The 18,326-nt window shown below is 62.5% G+C and carries 16 protein-coding genes; 10 read left to right on the plus strand and 6 right to left on the minus strand.

Annotated features, from left to right (window positions below; translation table 11 throughout):
- Positions 1-9 precede the first annotated feature (9 nt).
- Positions 10-993 (plus strand): type II secretion system F family protein, encoded by a 984-nt coding sequence (locus AC070A_RS09280; protein WP_057247732.1) that lies wholly within the window; start codon positions 10-12, stop codon positions 991-993.
- Between the two features lie 270 nt (positions 994-1,263).
- Here AC070A_RS09280 and AC070A_RS09285 read toward each other — a convergent pair whose 3' ends face one another.
- Positions 1,264-2,085, minus strand: coding sequence for a tetratricopeptide repeat protein (locus AC070A_RS09285; RefSeq protein ID WP_057247733.1), 822 nt, complete (start codon positions 2,083-2,085; stop codon positions 1,264-1,266).
- A 131-nt stretch (positions 2,086-2,216) separates the two neighbouring features.
- Between AC070A_RS09285 and AC070A_RS09290 the strand changes: the two genes are divergently transcribed.
- The 3 genes from AC070A_RS09290 to AC070A_RS09300 all read left to right on the plus strand — a co-directional run bounded on the left by AC070A_RS09290 (position 2,217) and on the right by AC070A_RS09300 (position 4,910).
- A complete protein-coding gene (locus tag AC070A_RS09290) occupies positions 2,217-3,608 on the plus strand; it encodes a leucyl aminopeptidase family protein (protein ID WP_057247734.1) in 1,392 nt (463 codons plus the stop codon).
- Between the two features lie 87 nt (positions 3,609-3,695).
- A complete protein-coding gene (locus AC070A_RS09295; RefSeq protein ID WP_057248220.1) occupies positions 3,696-4,046 on the plus strand; it encodes a MarR family transcriptional regulator in 351 nt (116 codons plus the stop codon).
- 9 nt (positions 4,047-4,055) lie between these two features.
- Positions 4,056-4,910 (plus strand): C40 family peptidase, encoded by an 855-nt coding sequence (locus tag AC070A_RS09300; RefSeq protein WP_057247735.1) that lies wholly within the window; start codon positions 4,056-4,058, stop codon positions 4,908-4,910.
- Positions 4,911-4,961: 51 nt separating this feature from the next.
- Here AC070A_RS09300 and AC070A_RS09305 read toward each other — a convergent pair whose 3' ends face one another.
- The 5 genes from AC070A_RS09305 to AC070A_RS09325 all read right to left on the minus strand — a co-directional run bounded on the left by AC070A_RS09305 (position 4,962) and on the right by AC070A_RS09325 (position 11,806).
- Positions 4,962-5,921, minus strand: a complete 960-nt coding sequence (locus tag AC070A_RS09305; RefSeq protein WP_057247736.1) for a 2-hydroxyacid dehydrogenase — start codon at positions 5,919-5,921, stop codon at positions 4,962-4,964.
- 10 nt (positions 5,922-5,931) lie between these two features.
- Positions 5,932-7,560 carry an ABC transporter ATP-binding protein gene (locus AC070A_RS09310; protein ID WP_057248221.1) on the minus strand — a complete coding sequence of 543 codons (1,629 nt, stop codon included), beginning with the start codon at positions 7,558-7,560 and terminating at the stop codon, positions 5,932-5,934.
- Between the two features lie 8 nt (positions 7,561-7,568).
- Positions 7,569-8,714: an ABC transporter permease gene (locus AC070A_RS09315; protein WP_057247737.1), complete on the minus strand. Its 1,146-nt coding sequence runs from the start codon at positions 8,712-8,714 to the stop codon at positions 7,569-7,571.
- Positions 8,714-9,796: a microcin C ABC transporter permease YejB gene (locus AC070A_RS09320; protein WP_057247738.1), complete on the minus strand. Its 1,083-nt coding sequence runs from the start codon at positions 9,794-9,796 to the stop codon at positions 8,714-8,716. The genes AC070A_RS09315 and AC070A_RS09320 overlap by 1 nt, the downstream gene beginning before the upstream one ends.
- Before the next feature lie 177 nt (positions 9,797-9,973).
- Positions 9,974-11,806: an extracellular solute-binding protein gene (locus tag AC070A_RS09325; RefSeq protein ID WP_244495496.1), complete on the minus strand. Its 1,833-nt coding sequence runs from the start codon at positions 11,804-11,806 to the stop codon at positions 9,974-9,976.
- Positions 11,807-12,059: 253 nt separating this feature from the next.
- Between AC070A_RS09325 and mepA the strand changes: the two genes are divergently transcribed.
- From mepA to AC070A_RS09355, 6 genes are all read left to right on the plus strand, one after another.
- The gene (mepA, locus tag AC070A_RS09330; RefSeq protein WP_375293048.1) at positions 12,060-13,115 is read left to right on the plus strand and encodes a penicillin-insensitive murein endopeptidase; all 1,056 of its coding nucleotides are present in this window, start codon (positions 12,060-12,062) and stop codon (positions 13,113-13,115) included.
- 103 nt (positions 13,116-13,218) lie between these two features.
- A complete protein-coding gene (locus tag AC070A_RS09335) occupies positions 13,219-13,602 on the plus strand; it encodes a methylglyoxal synthase (protein WP_057247741.1) in 384 nt (127 codons plus the stop codon).
- Between the two features lie 120 nt (positions 13,603-13,722).
- Positions 13,723-14,742, plus strand: coding sequence for a glucokinase (locus AC070A_RS09340; RefSeq protein ID WP_057248222.1), 1,020 nt, complete (start codon positions 13,723-13,725; stop codon positions 14,740-14,742).
- 112 nt (positions 14,743-14,854) lie between these two features.
- A complete protein-coding gene (locus AC070A_RS09345) occupies positions 14,855-16,672 on the plus strand; it encodes an ABC transporter ATP-binding protein (protein WP_057247742.1) in 1,818 nt (605 codons plus the stop codon).
- 125 nt (positions 16,673-16,797) lie between these two features.
- A complete protein-coding gene (dapB, locus tag AC070A_RS09350; RefSeq protein ID WP_113479325.1) occupies positions 16,798-17,616 on the plus strand; it encodes a 4-hydroxy-tetrahydrodipicolinate reductase in 819 nt (272 codons plus the stop codon).
- Positions 17,617-17,650: 34 nt separating this feature from the next.
- Positions 17,651-18,286 (plus strand): 2,3-bisphosphoglycerate-dependent phosphoglycerate mutase, encoded by a 636-nt coding sequence (locus AC070A_RS09355; RefSeq protein WP_057247744.1) that lies wholly within the window; start codon positions 17,651-17,653, stop codon positions 18,284-18,286.
- Positions 18,287-18,326: the final 40 nt, after the last annotated feature.

Below are 18,326 nucleotides of genomic sequence, written 5' to 3' on the forward strand. Positions count from 1 at the left end.
GGGGCATCGATGAGCACGGGCCTGATCAAGACACTGACCGATCCGAACGTTGTCCTGGCCGTTCTGGTTTCGCTCGCCGTGCTCGCGACTTTTTATTCGCTGATCGTGCCGTTCTTCGAACGGGGCGACCTCGGAAAGCGGATGAAGTCGGTTGCGAGCGAGCGGGAACAAATCCGAGCACGCGAACGGGCGCGGCTTGCTGATATGCAGGGCGGCAGGGCGAGCCTGCGTGGCCAAAACAACGCCTCCATTCGCCAGATCGTCGAACGGCTCAATCTGCGCACGGCGCTCGTGGATGACAAGACGGTCAACCGTTTGAAAATGGCCGGCTTTCGCTCACAGAATGCCCTCAATACCTTCCTGTTTGCGCGTTTCTGCCTGCCCTTCCTGTTTCTGCTCGTCGCCCTCGTCTACATCTTCGGGCTCGGCAACTTTGCCGAGAAACCGCTGATGGTACGTCTCTTCTTTGCGATCGGTTTCGCCTATCTGGGCTTCTACGCGCCGAACATTATCGTCGCCAATGCCGTCTCCAAGCGTCAGGCTTCCATTCGTCGCGCCTGGCCGGATGCACTCGACCTTCTCTTGATCTGTGTCGAATCGGGTGTGTCGATGGAACTTGCCATGCGGCGTGTCGCCGACGAAATCGCAGCCCAGTCGCAGCCATTGGCGGAAGAACTCGTGCTGACGACGGCAGAACTTTCCTTCCTGCCCGAGCGTCGCGCAGCACTTGAAAACCTCGGTCTTCGCACCGGCCTCGAAGAGGTCAGGTCGGTGGTCCAGGCACTCATCCAGGCGGACCGCTACGGCACCCCGATCGCCCAGGCCTTGCGCGTCCTTGCGCAGGAAAGCCGTGATCAGCGCATGAACGCGGCGGAGAAGAAAGCGGCGGCGCTGCCGCCGAAGCTGACGGTGCCGATGATCCTCTTCTTTCTGCCCGTGCTGGTTGCCGTCATCCTTGGACCCGCCGGCATTCAGGTGGCCGACAAGTTCTAGACCACCCTGCGTTCAGACGAACGCACGAACGACGCTCTGGAACCTTGATTCCAGAGCATCTTTTTCGCTTCCAGCGATTCCGCTCGACGCGGGATGCTCCAGCGAATTTCGGAGTGTAACTGAAAATCGTCGTCCGTTACGCCCACTGCTTAGGACAGTGTCGGCTTACGACGTCGCGCGGACTGATGCGCGCTTAAACGCATGCGTTTCTGAGGTGAAATACACCGGAGGAGGGGAGAGCCGCCTGACCGTGCCTCGCCTGCAAGGTGCTCAGTTGGTCTTCGCTTCGTCAGCCTTGGCCAACTGCTTCCACGCTCCCTGCTGGGAGAGCATCGAGCGCAGATAGGCGACGTTCGCTTCCGCCTGCTCGCTGGAAAGCTCCTGCCGGGCGATGGTCTCGGCCTCCTGAAAGCGGCCCTGAAGCCCGACGGCCAGCGCCAGGTTCTGGCGAACGCTGCTGTCAGCACCGGGCTGGGCCGCCGCCGATTTGAGATAGGTTTCGGCGGTGCGGAGATCCTTGGTCAGAAGATAGGACATGCCGAGATTGGAGAGCACCGACGGTTCGTTCGGCTTGAGTTCGAGCGCTTCGCGGTAGCGCGTGCGCGCCTCCTGCGGGCGTCCGAGTTGGTCGAGGATTGCGCCCTCGGCCGATTTCAGCTTCCAGTCCGGACGGTCCGGGGTCTGGGCGCGGCTGATCGTCGCCAGCGCCTGATCGAGCTGGCCGGCCGCGGCCTGCGCCTTGCCATAGGCGCCGAGCACTTCCCGGTCCGACGGATTGTTGATCGCGACCTGCTGCATGACCGCGAGGGCCTGCTCGTTGCGGCCGGTCATACGCAGGAGGTTGGCGTAGTTGAGCCCGGCTTCGCGATCCTTGGGGTTCTTTTCATAGGCCTGGCCAACGCTTTCGGCCGCCGCCGAAAGCTCGGTCGCGGTCATCGACTGAACCGGCGTCGACGTTCTCGAAATCGAGCCCGTGGTCAGCTCCTTCTTCGGCTGATTGGCGCAGCCTGCGAGCGAGAGCGCCACCAGCGCAATCGCCGCGCCCTGGAAGAAGTGAGCGACTTTCAACGGTGAAGTCGTGCGTTTGGCCATGAGTGTCCCCAGCATGCATTCGCGCACCTGAACTTCAGACAACACCGGCGCAACTTTCACTCCAGCAATAATCTGTTAACCCTAACGGAGCGTTAATGGCGCGATTCCATCTCTGTCAGCCGAGGACTTTCATGGCTCCCTATCAGTTCATCGAGCGGCCGTCGCCGTTCAACACCAGCGCCGGCAAGACCCTGCCGATCTTCGCGGTCACGCCGGCGCATATCGAGACGGGGACGATCGATCCGATCGCTTTGGACTGGGCGCGCAAGGCTGGCTTCACGGCCGAATCCGGCGCGGTGCTGTTGATCCCGTCCTCAGACGGCCATCTCGGCGGTGCGCTCTTCGGTCTCGGCAGCAACCCGTCGGAAGCGCCGTTTCTGGCCGGCAAGCTTGCGCGAGCACTGCCGGCAGGCAAGTGGCACATCGAAACCGCGCCGCTCACCGCCAACCGGCTGGCGCTCGGCTATGGCCTCGGTTCCTATCGCTTCGAGCGCTACAAATCCACCAAGGGCGAGCCGCCGACACTGCTGATCCCCGCCGACGCCGATGCGACCGATATCAAGCGGCAGCTCGCCGGCGTCTTCCTTGCGCGCGACCTGATCAACACGCCAACCAACGACATGGGTCCCGAGGCGCTCGAAGCGGCATTCCGCGCGCTTGCCGCCCACTACAAGGCCGATGTCTCGGTGATATCGGGCGAAGCGCTGCTGACGCAGAATTTCCCTCTGGTCCATACCGTTGGACGCGCCAGCGCCGAAGCTCCGCGCCTGCTTGAGCTGCGCTGGGGCAAGAAGGGCCACAAGAAGGTAACGCTGGTCGGCAAGGGCGTCTGCTTCGACACCGGCGGTCTCGACATCAAGCCGGCCGCCTCGATGCTCTTGATGAAGAAGGACATGGGCGGTGCCGCCAATGTCCTCGGCCTCGCGTTGATGATCATGGACGCCAAACTCAAGGTCGATCTGCGCGTCATCGTGCCGGTTGTTGAGAACTCGATCTCCGCCAATGCCTTCCGCCCCGGTGACATCTATCGCAGCCGCAAGGGGCTGACAGTTCAGATCGACAACACCGATGCCGAGGGCCGGCTGATCTTGGCCGATGCGCTCGCCTATGCCGACGAGGAGAAGACTGATCTTTTGGTCGACATGGCGACGCTCACCGGTGCCGCTCGCGTCGCGCTCGGCCCGGATCTACCGCCCTTCTTTACCGACGACGCCGACCTTGCCCATGATCTCTCGGAAGCAAGCCTCGAGGTCGACGATCCGATGTGGCGCATGCCGCTTTACAATGGCTACGACAAGGATGTCTCGGCACGGATCGCAGATCTCACCAATGCGCCGGCGGGTGGTATGGCCGGTTCAATCACTGCAGCGCTCTTCCTCCGGCGTTTCGTCACCAACACCAAGAGCTGGGTGCATTTCGACATCTTCGGATGGGCACAGTCCGAGCGGCCGCATTCGCCGGTTGGCGGCGAGGCGCAGGCGATCCGGGCGCTCTACCATCACGTCCAGAAGATGGCAAAATAGCCTATCGGAACGATTGGCAAGAAAGAAACGCTTGCGTAACGATCCGCCGCTATCGTGGCGGATCAGTTTCTTGCGCAGGAGCCGCCATTGCCGATCGAGCTTACGCCCTCCCAGGCCCTCGGGCTTTGGCATACGGTGTCGCTCGCCCAGGTGCGCGTCGACAGCCGCGACCTGACCCTGCGGCAGCTGGCGATCCTTCTGCACATCTACCTCGTGCCACCGCCCCACACGGTGCGCGGACTGGCGGCGACGCTTGGCGTTACCAAGCCGGTCATCACCCGCGCGCTCGATACCATGGGCGCTCTTGGTCTCGTGGACCGGGTGCGTGACGATATCGACCGGCGCAACGTGATCATCAAGCGCACCGTCGAAGGTGCGCTTTACCTTGAAAAACTCGGCGATCTGATCATTCTTCATGGTCGCAAATTGACCTTGTGAGTCTCAGCCATGTCGCAACTGCCGGACCGTCGTCTCAACGCCTATCGCAGCGATCTCGCCGAAATCGCGCTTCGCGGCCAGGTCGAGGCGGAGCGTTATGTCGAGGGAGAGGTGGCGACGCTCGCCGTGCCGGTCGCGCCGCTCCGTGCCCGCCCGGACGCCGCCTGCGGCACGGACACCGAGGTGCTCTATGGCGAGGGCGTGCGGGTGCTTGATACGGCCGAGGGCTGGGCCTGGGTCAAAGCCGATCTCGACGGCTATGTCGGCTATCTGCCGGAGACGGCTCTTCTGCGGCAGACGACCGTTCCGACCCATATCGTCACCGTGCCGCGCACATTCGTCTACAACGGTGCCGACCTCAAGTTTCCGCATGCCCTCGCTCTCTCGATGGGAAGCCGTGTCGCGGTCATCGGCGAGGCGGAAACGCGTGGCACGCGCTACTTCCTGCTTGAGGGCGGCCGCGCGATCGTCGCCAATCATTGTGCGCCCGTTGGCCACGCCGTCAGCGCCGACTACGTCGCCGTCGCCACCCGCTTCCTGGAGACGCCCTATCTGTGGGGCGGCCGCTCCGGCTTCGGCATCGATTGCTCAGGCCTCGTCCAGACGTCGATGTTGATGGCAGGCCGTGTAGTCGAGCGCGATTCCGACATGCAGGCGGCTCGACTCGGGATGCCGATCTCTCGTGAAGAGTTGCGGCGCGGCGATCTCGTGTTCTGGAAGGGCCATGTCGCGATCATGGAAGACGAACGCACGCTGGTCCATGCCAACGGCCACACCATGTCGGTCGCGCATGAAGGATTGGAAGAGGCGATCGCTCGCATTGGCTGGCTCTACGACCAGCCGACCGGCTATCGACGGCCCTGAAGCAAGCCACGTGCAGGCGGGTTGATTCCGCCGCACCTCGCTTCCGCTAAATCAATAGCCGGCTACTTTGTCGACCACGTGTTCGAGCGATTGACCGCTTTCGAAGCGGGCGATCTGCTGCTCGACATGGCGGAACAACGCCTTGACGTCGGAGGATGCCGCCACATGCGGTGTGACATACACGTTCGGCATGGTCCAGAAGCGGCTGTCGCTGGCAAGCGGTTCCTCTTCGAAGACATCGAGCGAGGCGCCGCCGAGCACGCCATTGTCGAGTGCCTGAACGATATCGGCTTCGACCTGGCTGCCGCCACGGCCGGCATTGATGAAAACAGGCGCACCGAACGGGCCGTTGCGGCTGAGCTTGGCAAACAGGCGCAGATTGAAGATGCCGCGCGTGTCCGGCGTCAGCGGCAGCAGACCGACGAGGAAATCCGTGCGCGCCAGGAACGTGTCGAGCTCGCTGCCGCCGAAGGTCTCGATGCCTGCGACGTCTCGCTTGCTGCGCGACCAGCCGACGACCTTGAAGCCCATGGTGGAGAGCTTGCGGGCGGCGTCCTGGCCAAGCACGCCCATGCCCATGATGCCGACCGTGATGTCTGCGGCTTCCGGCTGGGTCAGATCGCGCCATTCGCGCTTCGCCGCTAGCGCCTCATAGGCGCGGTGCTGGCGCAGATGCAGAAGACATTGCATGACGACCCACTCGCTCATGCGCGTCGTCAGCGTCTGATCGACGAAGCGCACGAGCGGCACCTCGGGAAGCCCGGGAAGCGTCAGCACGTGATCGACGCCGGCGCCGCCGGAGAAGACCACCTTGAGATCCGGCGCCCGCTCGAAGAGATCCGGCGCCGATTTCCACACCACTGCATAGTCGATCCCCGAGAGATCGCGGTTGTGGTGCACGACGTCGGCGCGATTGATCACCTCGCGATCGGGAAAGGCGCCGCGAAGAGCCGCCTCGACCTCCTCCGGAATGAACTTCAGATCGACGATGACGGGGCTCTTTGCGGACATTGCGGGCACTCTACTGGCGGATCGCGGTGAGATTGACGGCTTCGAGGTTGAAGGCCGCTGCCATCAGCGCCTTCGTGTAATCTTCGCTCGGCGCATTGAAGATGCGCTCGGCCGGCCCCTGTTCCACCACCTTGCCCAGGCGCATCACGATCATCTCGTTGGCAAGCGCCCGCACGACCTTCAGGTCATGGCTGATGAACAGATAGGCGAGATCGTGTTTGCTCTGCAGGTCGCGCAAGAGATCGACCACCTGCGCCTGCACGCTCATGTCGAGCGCCGAGGTTGGTTCGTCGAGCATGACGAATTGCGGCTTCAGCACCATGGCACGCGCAATGGCAATGCGCTGCCGCTGGCCGCCGGAGAACTCGTGCGGATAGCGCCAACGGGTCGAGGGGTCGAGGCCGACCTCTTCGAGAGCGGCGGCGACGCGGGCGTCGCGATCGTTCTCCGAAAGCGAACGTTCATGGATCTTCAGGCCTTCGGCGATGATATCGGCCACCGACATGCGCGGGCTGAGCGAGCCATAGGGGTCCTGGAAAACGATCTGCATCCGGTTTCGAAGCGGCCGCATTTCGTTGAAGCTGTAGCGGTCGATGTCCTTGCCGATAAAGGCGATGCGGCCCTTCGACGAGATGAGCCGCGTCAGCGCCAGGCCGAGCGTCGTCTTGCCGGAACCGGATTCGCCGACGACCCCGAGCGTCTGGCCGGCGCGCAGCTTCAGGTCGATGCCGTCGACGGCCTTCACATGGTCGACCACCTTGCGCAGAAAGCCGGCCTTGATCGGGAACCAGACCTTCATGTCGGAGGCTTCCATCACGATCGGCTTCGACGCGTCTGATGGCGGTGGGTTTCCCTTCGGCTCGGAGGCGAGCAGATGGCGGGTATAGGCGTGCTGCGGATTGGCGAAGATCTCGGCGGTCGGCCCGGTCTCGACGATCTTGCCCTTGGTCATCACGCAGACCCGGTCGGCGATCTTGCGCACGATGCCGAGGTCGTGGGTGATGAACAGCATCGACATGCCGTGTTCGTCCTTGAGTGTCTTCAGAAGCTCGAGGATCTGCGCCTGCACCGTGACGTCGAGCGCCGTTGTCGGTTCGTCGGCGATCAAAAGCTCGGGCCGGTTGGCCAGCGCCATGGCGATCATGACGCGCTGGCGCTGGCCACCGGAGAGCTCGTGCGGATAGGCGCTGAGGCGCTTCTCCGGCTCGCGGATACCGACCTGATTGAGAAGCTCGAGAATGCGGGTGCGCGCAGCGGCTCCTTCGAGCCCCTGGTGCAGTTCGAGGATCTCGCCGATCTGCCGCTCGATCGAATGCAGCGGGTTGAGCGAGGTCATCGGCTCCTGGAAGATCATGGTGATGTCGTTGCCGCGCACGTTGCGCAGCTCCGCATCGCCGGCCTTCAACAGGTCCTTGCCGTTGAAGACGATCTCGCCGCTCGGGTGGCTGGCCGAAGGATAGGGCAGAAGTTTCAGGATCGAATTGGCCGAAACCGACTTGCCGGACCCGGATTCGCCGACAAGCGCCACGGTTTCCCCGCGCTTGATCTCGAAGGAGATGTGGTCGACGGCGATCGAGGTGTTGCCGCCCTGGTGAAAGGCGACCGAGAGGTCGCGGACGGAGAGGATGGGATCTGTCATCGTCGCGCTCACCGGAATGTCTTTCTCGGATCGAAGGCATCGCGCGTTGCTTCACCGACGAAGATCAGCAGCGATAGCATCAGCGACATGACGCAGAAGGCCGTCAGTCCGAGCCAGGGCGCCTGCAGGTTGGATTTGCCCTGCGCGATCATCTCGCCGAGCGAAGGCGAGCCCGGCGGCATGCCGAAACCGAGGAAGTCGAGCGATGTCAGCGTCGTGATCGAGCCGGAGAGGATGAAGGGCAGGAAGGTCAGCGTTGCGACCATCGCGTTCGGCAGCAGGTGGCGATACATGATCGTGCCGTTGCCGACGCCGAGCGCGCGCGCCGCATTCACATACTCGAAATTGCGCGCCCTTAGGAACTCGGCGCGCACGACGCCGACGAAGCCGACCCAGGAAAACAAGAGCATGATGCCGAGCAGGATGAAGAAGCCCGGCGGCAGGATCGCTGCAATGATTAACAGGATGTAAAGCACCGGCATCGACGACCAGATCTCGATGAAGCGTTGCATCAGGAGATCGGTCCAGCCGCCGAAATAGCCCTGGACAGCGCCCGCGGTCACGCCGATCACCGCCGAGGCAATGGTCAGCGTCAGGCCGAACAGCACCGAGAGACGGAAGCCGTAGATCATCCGCGCAAACACGTCGCGGGCCTGGTCGTCGGTGCCGAGCCAGTTGAGATTGCCGACGATACAGTTGCGGTCGTTGAGCCCCTCCGGGTAGGCGGAGCAGCGCTCCTCCTTGTCCATCAGCCAGAAGGGTTTGGTGGGCGCCGAATGTGGGATGTTGGAATTGACGGTCTGATAGGAATAGCGGACCGGCGGCCAGATCATCCAGCCATTGGCCTCGATTTCGTCGCGGATGAAGTCGGAGCGGTAGTCGGTCTCGGCAAGGAAGCCGCCGAACTTTTCCTCCGGGTAATCGATGACAACAGGGAAGAGAAGCTCGCCCTTGTAGGAGGCGACAATGGGCCTGTCGTTGGCGATGAATTCGCCAACAAGGCTGAGGCCGAAAAGCGCAAGGAAGATCCAGAGCGACCAGTAGCCGCGTCGGTTCGCCCTAAAATTCTGCCAGCGCCGCTGGTTGACCGGAGACAGCCAGCCGCGCGGGGGCACCGCCACGCGGCTTGTCGGGGAGGTCGTCACGTCCACCATCAGACGTCCCTCCGCTCGAAGTCGATGCGCGGATCGACCCAGGTGTAGATGAGGTCTGACAGCAGGCTGACGAGCAGACCCATCAGCGAGAAGATGAAGAGCGTTGCAAAGACGATCGGGTAGTCACGCTTGACGACCGAATCATAACCGAGGCGACCGAGGCCATCGAGCGAGAAGATGTACTCGATCAGCAGCGACCCGGTGAAGAAGGCCGAGATGAAGGCGCCCGGGAAGCCGGCGATGATGATCAGCATGGCGTTACGGAACACGTGGCCGTAGAGCACCTGGCGATCGTTGAGACCCTTCGCCCGCGCCGTCGTCACATATTGCTTCTTGATCTCGTCGATGAAGGAATTCTTGGTGAGCAGCGTGGTGGTCGCAAATGCCGAAAGCAGCAGCGTGATCAGCGGCAGGGTCATGTGCCAGATGTAGTCGAGTGGCTTCTGCCACCAGGGCAGTTGCCAGAAATTGTCGGAGACAATGCCGCGGAGCGGGAACCAGTCGAAGAACGACCCGCCGGCGAAGATGACGATCAAGAGGATGCCGAACAGGAAGCTCGGCACGGCATAGCCGATGACGATGATGCCGGAGGTCCAGACGTCGAAGGCCGAGCCGTCGGAAACCGCCTTCTTGATGCCCAGCGGGATGGAGATTGCGTAGGAAAACAGCAGAATCCAGAGGCCGAGCGAGATCGAGACCGGCATCTTCTCCTTGATGAGATCGATGACCGAGGTGTTGCGGAAGAAGCTCTCGCCGAAGTCGAAGCGGATGTAATTCCACATCATCGTCGCGAAGCGCTCAAGCGGCGGCTTGTCGAAGCCGAATTGCTTCTCGAGCTTGGCGATGAATTCGGGATCAAGCCCTTGGGCACCGCGATAGCGCCCGCCTTCGTCGCCGCCGGCCTGCATCAGGTCGCCGCTGCTGCCGCTCAGGCGATCGGAGCCGCCAGCATTGGTGAGATCTGAAATCACCTGCTCGACCGGGCCGCCCGGCGCGAACTGTACGATGGCGAACGAGATCGCCATGATCCCGAAGATCGTCGGGATCATCAGAAGGAGGCGGCGCAGAATATAGGCACCCATCAGGCGAGCCTTTCGATCGACGTGTGGGCGATGGCCCGGACCGGCGAAGCGTCGGCATGCCGTCTATGGTGTCTCAATCCCTGTGTCTCCTTGCGGCTGTCAGGCCCGGATCGGGGCTTGTTTCAGTGATTCGTTTTTTTGCATTTGGAATCGAGACGCCATCCGAGTGCAAGGACTTCATTTGGGGGTAGCGTTTTTCGACCACCAGATCGACGGGAAGCCGATCGCATAGGTCGGGAGTTCGGCGGGGCGAGCAAATTTGTCCCAATAGGCGATGTTCATGTCGCGCTTGTAGTAAAGCGGCACGACGAAATTGTGGGCAAGGAGCACGCGGTCGAGCGCTTTCGTCGCCGCCACCAGCGTCTCGCGATCCTTGGCGAAAATGACCTTGTTGATCAGTGCATCGACACCCGGGTCGGCAATGCCGGCGTAGTTTCGCGAGCCCTGTTCCCCGGCGGAGCGCGAACCCCAATAGTCGAGCTGTTCGTTGCCGGGACTCAGCGTCTGTGCCCAGACGATCCAGGTCATGTCGTAGTCGAAAGCGCGCGTGCGATTGGTGTACTGCGAAGCGTCGACGGTGCGCACACGCGCGTCGATACCGATCTTCTTCAGGTTCTGGGCATAGGGAAGCGCGACGCGCTCGAGCGTGGCGCTGCTGAGCAGGATCTCGAATGAGAAGGGCTTGCCCGTCTTCGCCTCGACCATCCGATTGCCCTTGAGCTCGAAGCCGGCCTCCTTTAGCAGAGCGATCGCCTGGCGAAGGTTGTCGCGTCCCGCCTGTGGCGTGCCGCCCACCGGGTTCTTGTAGGGTGTCGTGAAGACTTCCGACGGCACCTTGTCCTTCACTTCGTCAAGGATCGCCAATTCAGCGCCCTGCGGCAGGGCCGACGAGGCGAGATCCGTATTCCAGAAGTAACTGTCGATCCGCGTGTACTGGTTGTAGAACACCGTGCGGTTCATTTCCTCGAAGTCGAGGGCATAGTTCAGCGCCTCGCGCACCTTTTCGTCATTGAAGGGCGGCCGGCGCATGTTCGGGACCAGAGCCTGCATGATGCCGGTGGCCCTCAGCGGATTGGGTAGGCTCTCGCGCTTGACGCGACCGTCCTTCACTGCCGGAAAATCATAAGCGGTTGCCCAGCGCGCCGCGATGTTTTCAAGCCAGTAATCACTGTTTCCCGAACGAAACGCCTCGAACTCGACATCCCGGTCACCGAAGAAGGTATAGCTGATCGAGCCGAAATTGTTCTGCCCGACATTGACGTTCAGCGACTTGCCCCAGTAGTCGTCCCTGAGCTCGTAGCGAATGGACGAGCCGGCCGAAAATGCGGCGATCTTGTAGGGGCCGGATCCCATCACCGGCTCAAGCGTCGTCTTGTTGATGTCGCGCGGCTTGCCGTCCGTTCCTTGGCCCTCCCACCAGTGCTTCGGCAGGATCTGCAGCTGGCCGAGGATGTGGGGCAGCTCGCGGTTGTTCTTCTCATCGAAATGGAAGGTGACGTCGCGTTCGCCGGTCTTTTCCGCCGAGGTCACATGCTTGTAGTAATTGGCGTAGAGCGGATCGAGCTCTTTGCTCTTGTCGAAGCTGAAGATGACGTCTTCCGGCGTCACAGGCTTTCCATCCGCCCATTTGGCTTCCTGCCGCAGCCGGAAGGTTGCGGATGAAATGTCTTCTGGGAACGAAACGCCTTGGGCGAGCAGACCGTAAGCGGTCGAGATCTCGTCATCGGCGGATTTCAGCAGCGTGTCGAAGACGAGCGTCAGCCCGACTGCGGGTTGTCCCTTGTCGAGGACCGGGTTGAAGGTATCAAATGTTCCGGTGCTCGACAGTTTGACGTCGCCGCCCTTGGGCGCATCCGGATTGACATAGTCGTAATGGGCAAAATCGGGCTTGTACTTCAGTTCGCCGATGAGGGAGAGGCCGTGATGCCAGTCGGCATGGTCGGCGCGTGCTGCAGGAGGAAGGAGGAGAAGTGTCGCTGCCAGTAGCGACGCTGCGATTCCAGGTTTCACGGTCCTGCAGAAGTTTGGCATCCAGCCGGTACCCCTTATATTTCAATCTTCTTTTGCGAGAGCATAGGCGAAATCGGGGCAATTGACAGGCACTGCCGCAAATCAGGCAAAATTTTTGAGTCACATCCCGGTGATTCACAAGCGCGTGACGCGTAAGGCTGAGGCAAAGACGGGGCCTTAGGATCGGGGTTCGTCGGACAGGGAATGCCGCGAGTTGGCGCTGCTGTCCGCGAGACAAATGGGACGAAATTCAATGATTGCTCCACTTCGACGTTGCGGCTCGGCGTTTCTTGCGTTGCTGCTGGGAACAAGCCTTCTGATTGCCGACAACGCGGCGGCCGAGGATGTGCCGGCAAAGGCGCTGTTCGGTGCCAAGGCCCTGCCAGCCGAAATGGCCGCGAACCCCTATGGTTTCTACGCGAAGGGCTGCCTTGCCGGCGGTGTCGCCATCCCGACCGACGGGCCCACCTGGCAGGCGATGCGGCTGTCGCGTAACCGCCGCTGGGGTCACCCGCAGATGATCGCGCTGATCGAGCAGTTTTCGCACGATGCCGCCGAAAAGGTCGGCTGGCCCGGCCTGTTGCTTGGTGACATCTCGCAGCCGCGCGGCGGTCCGATGCTTTCCGGGCACGCGTCCCACCAGATCGGTCTTGACGCCGATATCTGGCTGACGCCGATGCCGCAGCGCACGCTCACCTATCGCGAGCGCGAGGATATTTCGGCGACCTCGATGCTGCAGAAGAACAAGTTCCTGACGGTTGATCGTTCCATTTGGACGCCAAAACACGCGCAGCTCATCATGCTGGCTGCCAGCTACCCGCAGGTGGAGCGCGTCTTTGTCAATCCGGCGATCAAGAAGAAGCTCTGCGACACCTGGACCGGGGACCGATCGGCGCTTGGCAAGGTCCGGCCGATCTACGGCCATGACTATCACTTCCACATCCGCATCAAATGCCCCGCGGGCGCAGCGAGCTGCAAGGACCAGGCGGCGGTGCCGGCCGGCGATGGCTGCGACAAGTCGCTGGCCTGGTGGTTTACCGACGAGCCCTGGGCAAAGCCGAAGAAAAAGCCGGGCGAAAAGCCGGTGAAGCCAAGGCTCACGACCATGGCCGACCTGCCGAAAGCCTGCGCACTCGTGTTGAACGGTCCGGCGCCTGCCTCGGAAGAGGCCGCCACGTTTGGCACGGCCTATCGGGCGGCGGCACCTGCCCCTGCGATACAGGGTATCGAGCAGGTGATCGGCGCTGCCGCCGGAGACGTTCCGCCGGCCGATATTCCGGTGCCGCTGGCCCGTCCGACCTTGCGATGATCATGAACGCGTGAGCGGGGTGGGCGGGCTTCAATCTTCCCATCGCCGCGGCGTTCATGTATAGGGCGATCAAATCGATTTAAAGATTGATGCGAGGCCCGACATGGCGGATCGGAAATGCATTGCCCTGATCGCTCACGATCAGAAGAAGGACGATCTTGCGGCTTTCGCCAAGGTGCATGAAGCGGTTTTGTCCCAATGGCGCATCGTTGCGACAGGCACGACAGGCGGCCGTGTCCTCGATGTCTGTCCGGGGCTCGATATCACGCGCCTGAAAAGCGGTCCGCTCGGCGGCGACCAGCAGATCGGCGCGATGATCGCCACCGGCGAGGTGCAGCTTCTGATCTTCTTCGTCGATCCTCTGACGGCAATGCCGCATGACGTGGACGTCAAGGCGCTGATGCGTCTCGCGATCGTCTACGACATTCCAATGGCCCTCAACCAGGCGACAGCCGAACGGTTGATCGACTTCAACCCAAAATCATAAACGTGATCGCTTCTCATGAATTAGGCGGCTGCGGGCGGAAAACCGGACACACTTTCCCTTATCCCGCTCTAGCTGATAGACAGCGATATACCTGCCACGACGATCAGGATGGATCTTGCGATGCCCGGCACCAGTGAAAACGCCTTCCCCTTTCCGATCCTGATCGGTGATATCGGTGGCACCAATGCCCGCTTTGCCCTGCTCCTCGATGCTTTTGCCGAGCCGAAGCAGCTGCCGCCGATCAAGACCGGCGATTTCGAAACGATCGAGGAGGCGATGCAGAAGAGCATCCTCGACAAGACCTCGGTGCAGCCGCGTTCGGCGATTCTGGCGGTGGCCGGTCCGATCCGGGGCGATGAAATTCCGCTCACCAATGCCGGCTGGGTGATCAGGCCGAAGGACATGCTCTCGAGCCTTGGCCTCGAGGACGTACTGATCATCAACGATTTCGAGGCACAGGCGCTCGCCGTGGCCGCGCCGGCGGACGAGGATCTCGTGCAGATCGGTGGCGGCAGTGTTCGTCCCCTGACGTCGCGTGTGGTCCTCGGCCCGGGCACGGGTCTCGGCGTCGGCGGACTGGTCTTTGCCCAGCACACCTGGATCCCGGTACCGGGCGAGGGTGGCCATGTCGACATCGGCCCGCGTAGCGAACGCGACTTTCAGATCTGGCCCTTCCTCGAGCCGATCGAAGGGCGCATGGCCGGCGAGCAGATCCTCTGCGGGCGCGGCATCATGAATCTCTATCGCGCCGTCTGTGCCGCCGATGGCGTGGACCCGGTGCTCATCGATCCGGCGGAAGTGACGACGCACGCTCTGGCCGAGAGCGACAGGGCGGCGATCGAGACGATCTCGCTGTTCTGCACCTATCTCGGCCGCGTTGCCGGTGACATGGCGCTAATTTTCATGGCTCGCGGCGGCGTGTTCCTGGCGGGTGGCATCTCGCAGAAGATCTTGCCGGCGCTTATGAAATCACCGTTCCGTGACGCCTTCGAAGACAAGGCGCCGCACTCGGCGCTGATGAAGACGATCCCGACCTTTGCCGTCATTCATCCGATGGCGGCGCTCTCCGGTCTGGCCGCTTTTGCCCGCACGCCGAGGGATTTCGGTGTTGCAACGGAGGGACGCCGCTGGAGAAGCTGAGCAGTCGGCGCGCGCAAAGACTCGCCAAAGCGATACCAAACTACTATAGAGCCCCGGGAAAGGTCGGGCCGGAAACCGGCTCGCCACATTGGGTCCAGGGAAGACGGGCTTTTTGAGCGCCAGCAATAGAAAACAGCACGCGGTCGATTCCGATACGATCAGCGGAATTCTGAAACGGGTCATTGCGGAAAACGGTCGCGACCACATTCGCGGCTATGTCTTTGCCATAGCCTGTCTGGCCGTCGTCGCTGCAACAACCGGTTTCACGGCCTCGATCATGGAGACCGTGATCAACGAGGCTTTCGCCAACAAGCGGGCAGATATCGTCCTGCTCGTCTGCGGCGCGATCCTCGCAGCCTTCATTCTGCGCGGCTTCGCCACCTACGGCCAGGCCGTTGCCCTGTCGAAGATCGGCAACAACATCGTCGCGCGTTACCAGCGCCGGCTCTACGCCCATCTGATGGCGCTGAGCGTAGGCTATTTTAACGAGACGCGGTCGGCACAGCTTGCAGCTCAGATAAGCCAGAATGTCAGCGGCATCCGCGACGTGCTCAACCTGACGGTCACGTCGATCGCCCGCGATCTCCTGACCCTGATCGGTCTTGTCGGCGTCATGTTCGCCAAGGACTGGCTGCTGTCGATCATCGTCTTCGTCGCGGCGCCGCCATTGCTGCTCGGCCTGCGCTACGTTTCCAGGCGCCTGCGTTCGGCAACGCGCGAATCGATCGAGGTCAATAGCCGCGTTCTCGGTGCGATGCAGGAAACGATCCAGGGCATTACCATCGTCAAGGCCTTCACCATGGAAGGCGAACTGCGCGGCAAGGTCGATGCGATCATCGATCGGGCCGAGAACCGGGCGAACCGCATTGCGCGGTTGAGCGAGCGCACGGCGCCGATGACCGAAACCTTCGCCGGCCTCGCGATTTCTGCTGTGCTTGCCTATTCCGCCTTCCGCGCGATCTATGCGGACGTGCCGCCCGGCGCCTTCTTCGCCTTCGTGGTGGCTCTTCTGATGGCCTATGATCCGGCCCGCCGACTGGCGCGGCTGCAGGTCTCGATGGAGCGTGCTGCCGTCAATGCCCGCATGGTCTACGAAATCCTCGACACCGTGCCGCATCAGCGCGACAAGGCGGACGCCAAGGAACTGACCTTCACGAGTGCCGCCGTCGAGCTGCGCGACGTCCGTTTCCAATACGCCAATGGCGACGAGGTTCTGAAAGGCGTCAGCTTCGTTGCAGAAGGCGGCAAGACGACGGCGCTCGTCGGCCCCTCCGGTGCCGGCAAGTCGACGGTCATCAGCCTCATCCCGCGGTTCTACGATCCGGCTTCCGGCCAGATCCTGATCGATGGGCAGGATATTGCCGACGTTACCAAGCAGTCGCTGCGCAAGAGCATCGCCTATGTGTCACAGCAACCCTACCTCTTCGAAGGATCGATCCGCGACAACATCCGCTACGGGCGCATCGATGCGACCGACGCGGAGATCGAGGAAGCCGCGCGGCTTGCCTATGCGCATGATTTCATTCTGGCGCAGCCGCAGGGATACGATACCCCGGTCGGCGAAAACGGCATGACGCTTTCCGGCGGCCAGCGCCAGCGGCTGTCCATCGCCCGTGCACTCGTGCGCAATGCGCCGATCCTGCTGCTCGACGAGGCCACCTCGGCGCTCGATACCGAATCGGAAGCCGCCGTGCAGAAGGCGCTCGATTACGCCATGAACGGCCGTACGGTGATCGTCATCGCGCATCGCCTTTCGACCGTCGTCAATGCCGACAAGATCATCGTCATGAAGGATGGTTCCGTCGTCGAGGAGGGCACGCATGCCGAGCTTGCACGGCGACCGGACGGTCTCTACGCTCGGCTTCACAATCTTCAGGGCCAGTCGCCTGAGGCCAAGGCGCCCGAAGCGCCGGCCGGCGCCGAAATCTAGAACATTTCCAGCAAAAGCGCGTAGCGGTTTTGCGTCCGGAAATGCGTAAGAACAATGAGATAGAGCGTTTCCCGACGCCGTTTTGACTGGGAACGCGCTAACAGCGGACGAGAAGGAAATCACCGATGGGCGAACCCGATATGAAGCTCGTGGTGGTGGGTGCTGCAGGCCGTATGGGCCAGACGCTGATACGCACGGTCCACGCGATGGACGGCGTGCGCCTGCATGCCGCCATCGAGCGCCCGGGTTCTCCCTTCATCGGCCGTGACGCCGGCGAAGTGGCCGGTCTCGGGCCGATCGGCGTGCCGGTCACCGACCAGCCGCTCGAAGCGTTCGTCGAGGCGGAAGGCGTGCTTGATTTCACAGCACCCGCGGGCACCGTCGAGTTTGCCGGCCTTGCGGCCCAGGCCCGCATCGTCCATGTCATCGGGACCACCGGCTGCTCGGCCGACGACGAGGCGAAAATCCGTGCTGCTGCGCGTCACGCCCGGATCGTCAAGTCGGGCAATATGAGCCTCGGTGTGAACCTGCTCGGCGTGTTGACGGAAAAGGCGGCGCGTGCGCTCGGCCCCGCCAATTGGGATATCGAAATCCTCGAAATGCACCACAAGCACAAGGTCGATGCGCCCTCGGGCACCGCATTGCTTCTCGGCGAAGCGGCGGCGACGGGACGCGGCATCAGCCTTGCCGACAATTCGGTGCGCGTGCGTGACGGTCATACGGGCCCGCGTCCGGCCGGTACGATCGGCTTTGCGACGCTGCGCGGCGGCTCGGTCATCGGCGAACACTCGGTCATTCTCGCCGGCGAAGGCGAGCAGGTGACGCTCTCGCACAGTGCCACGGATCGCTCGATCTTCGCGCGCGGCGCCGTCACGGCGGCGCTTTGGGCACGCAGCCAGAAACCCGGCTTCTATTCCATGCTCGACGTTCTCGGGCTCAACTGACCTTTCCACTCTCAAGTCTCAAGGGGAATTCGACATGAGCGGTACTCTCGTCCTCGTCCGGCATGGCCAGAGCGACTGGAACCTGAAGAACCTGTTTACCGGCTGGCGTGATCCGGACCTGACGGAACTCGGCGTCGCGGAAGCCAGGGCCGGCGGCAAGGCGCTTGCCGAATATGGCATCAAGTTCGACATCGCCTTCACCTCGGACCTCGTCCGTGCCCAGCGCACCTGCCAGTTCGTGCTCGACGCCGTCGGCCAGTCCTCGCTCGAAACGATCCGCGACCAGGCGCTCAACGAGCGCGACTACGGCGACCTCTCCGGCCTTAACAAGGACGACGCACGCGAGAAGTGGGGCGAAGAGCAGGTGCACATCTGGCGCCGCTCCTACGACGTGCCGCCTCCGGGCGGCGAAAGCCTGCGTGACACCGGTGCCCGCGTCTGGCCCTATTACCTGACCGAGATCCTGCCGCGCGTGCTGTCGGGCCAGAAGGTTCTGGTCGCCGCCCACGGCAACTCGCTGCGCTCGCTGGTCATGGTGCTCGATCGTTTGACCAAGGAAGAGATCCTGAAGCTCAACCTCGCGACCGGCGTGCCAATGGTCTACAAGCTCAAGGCCGACTCGACGGTCGCTTCCAAGGAAGTGCTGGGCGACATGTCCGGCGCCCACTGAGCGCTGACAAATATGGAAATGAAGAAGGGGCGCCGAGCGC

The organism is Ensifer sp. GW101-20A05, assembly GCF_059424735.1.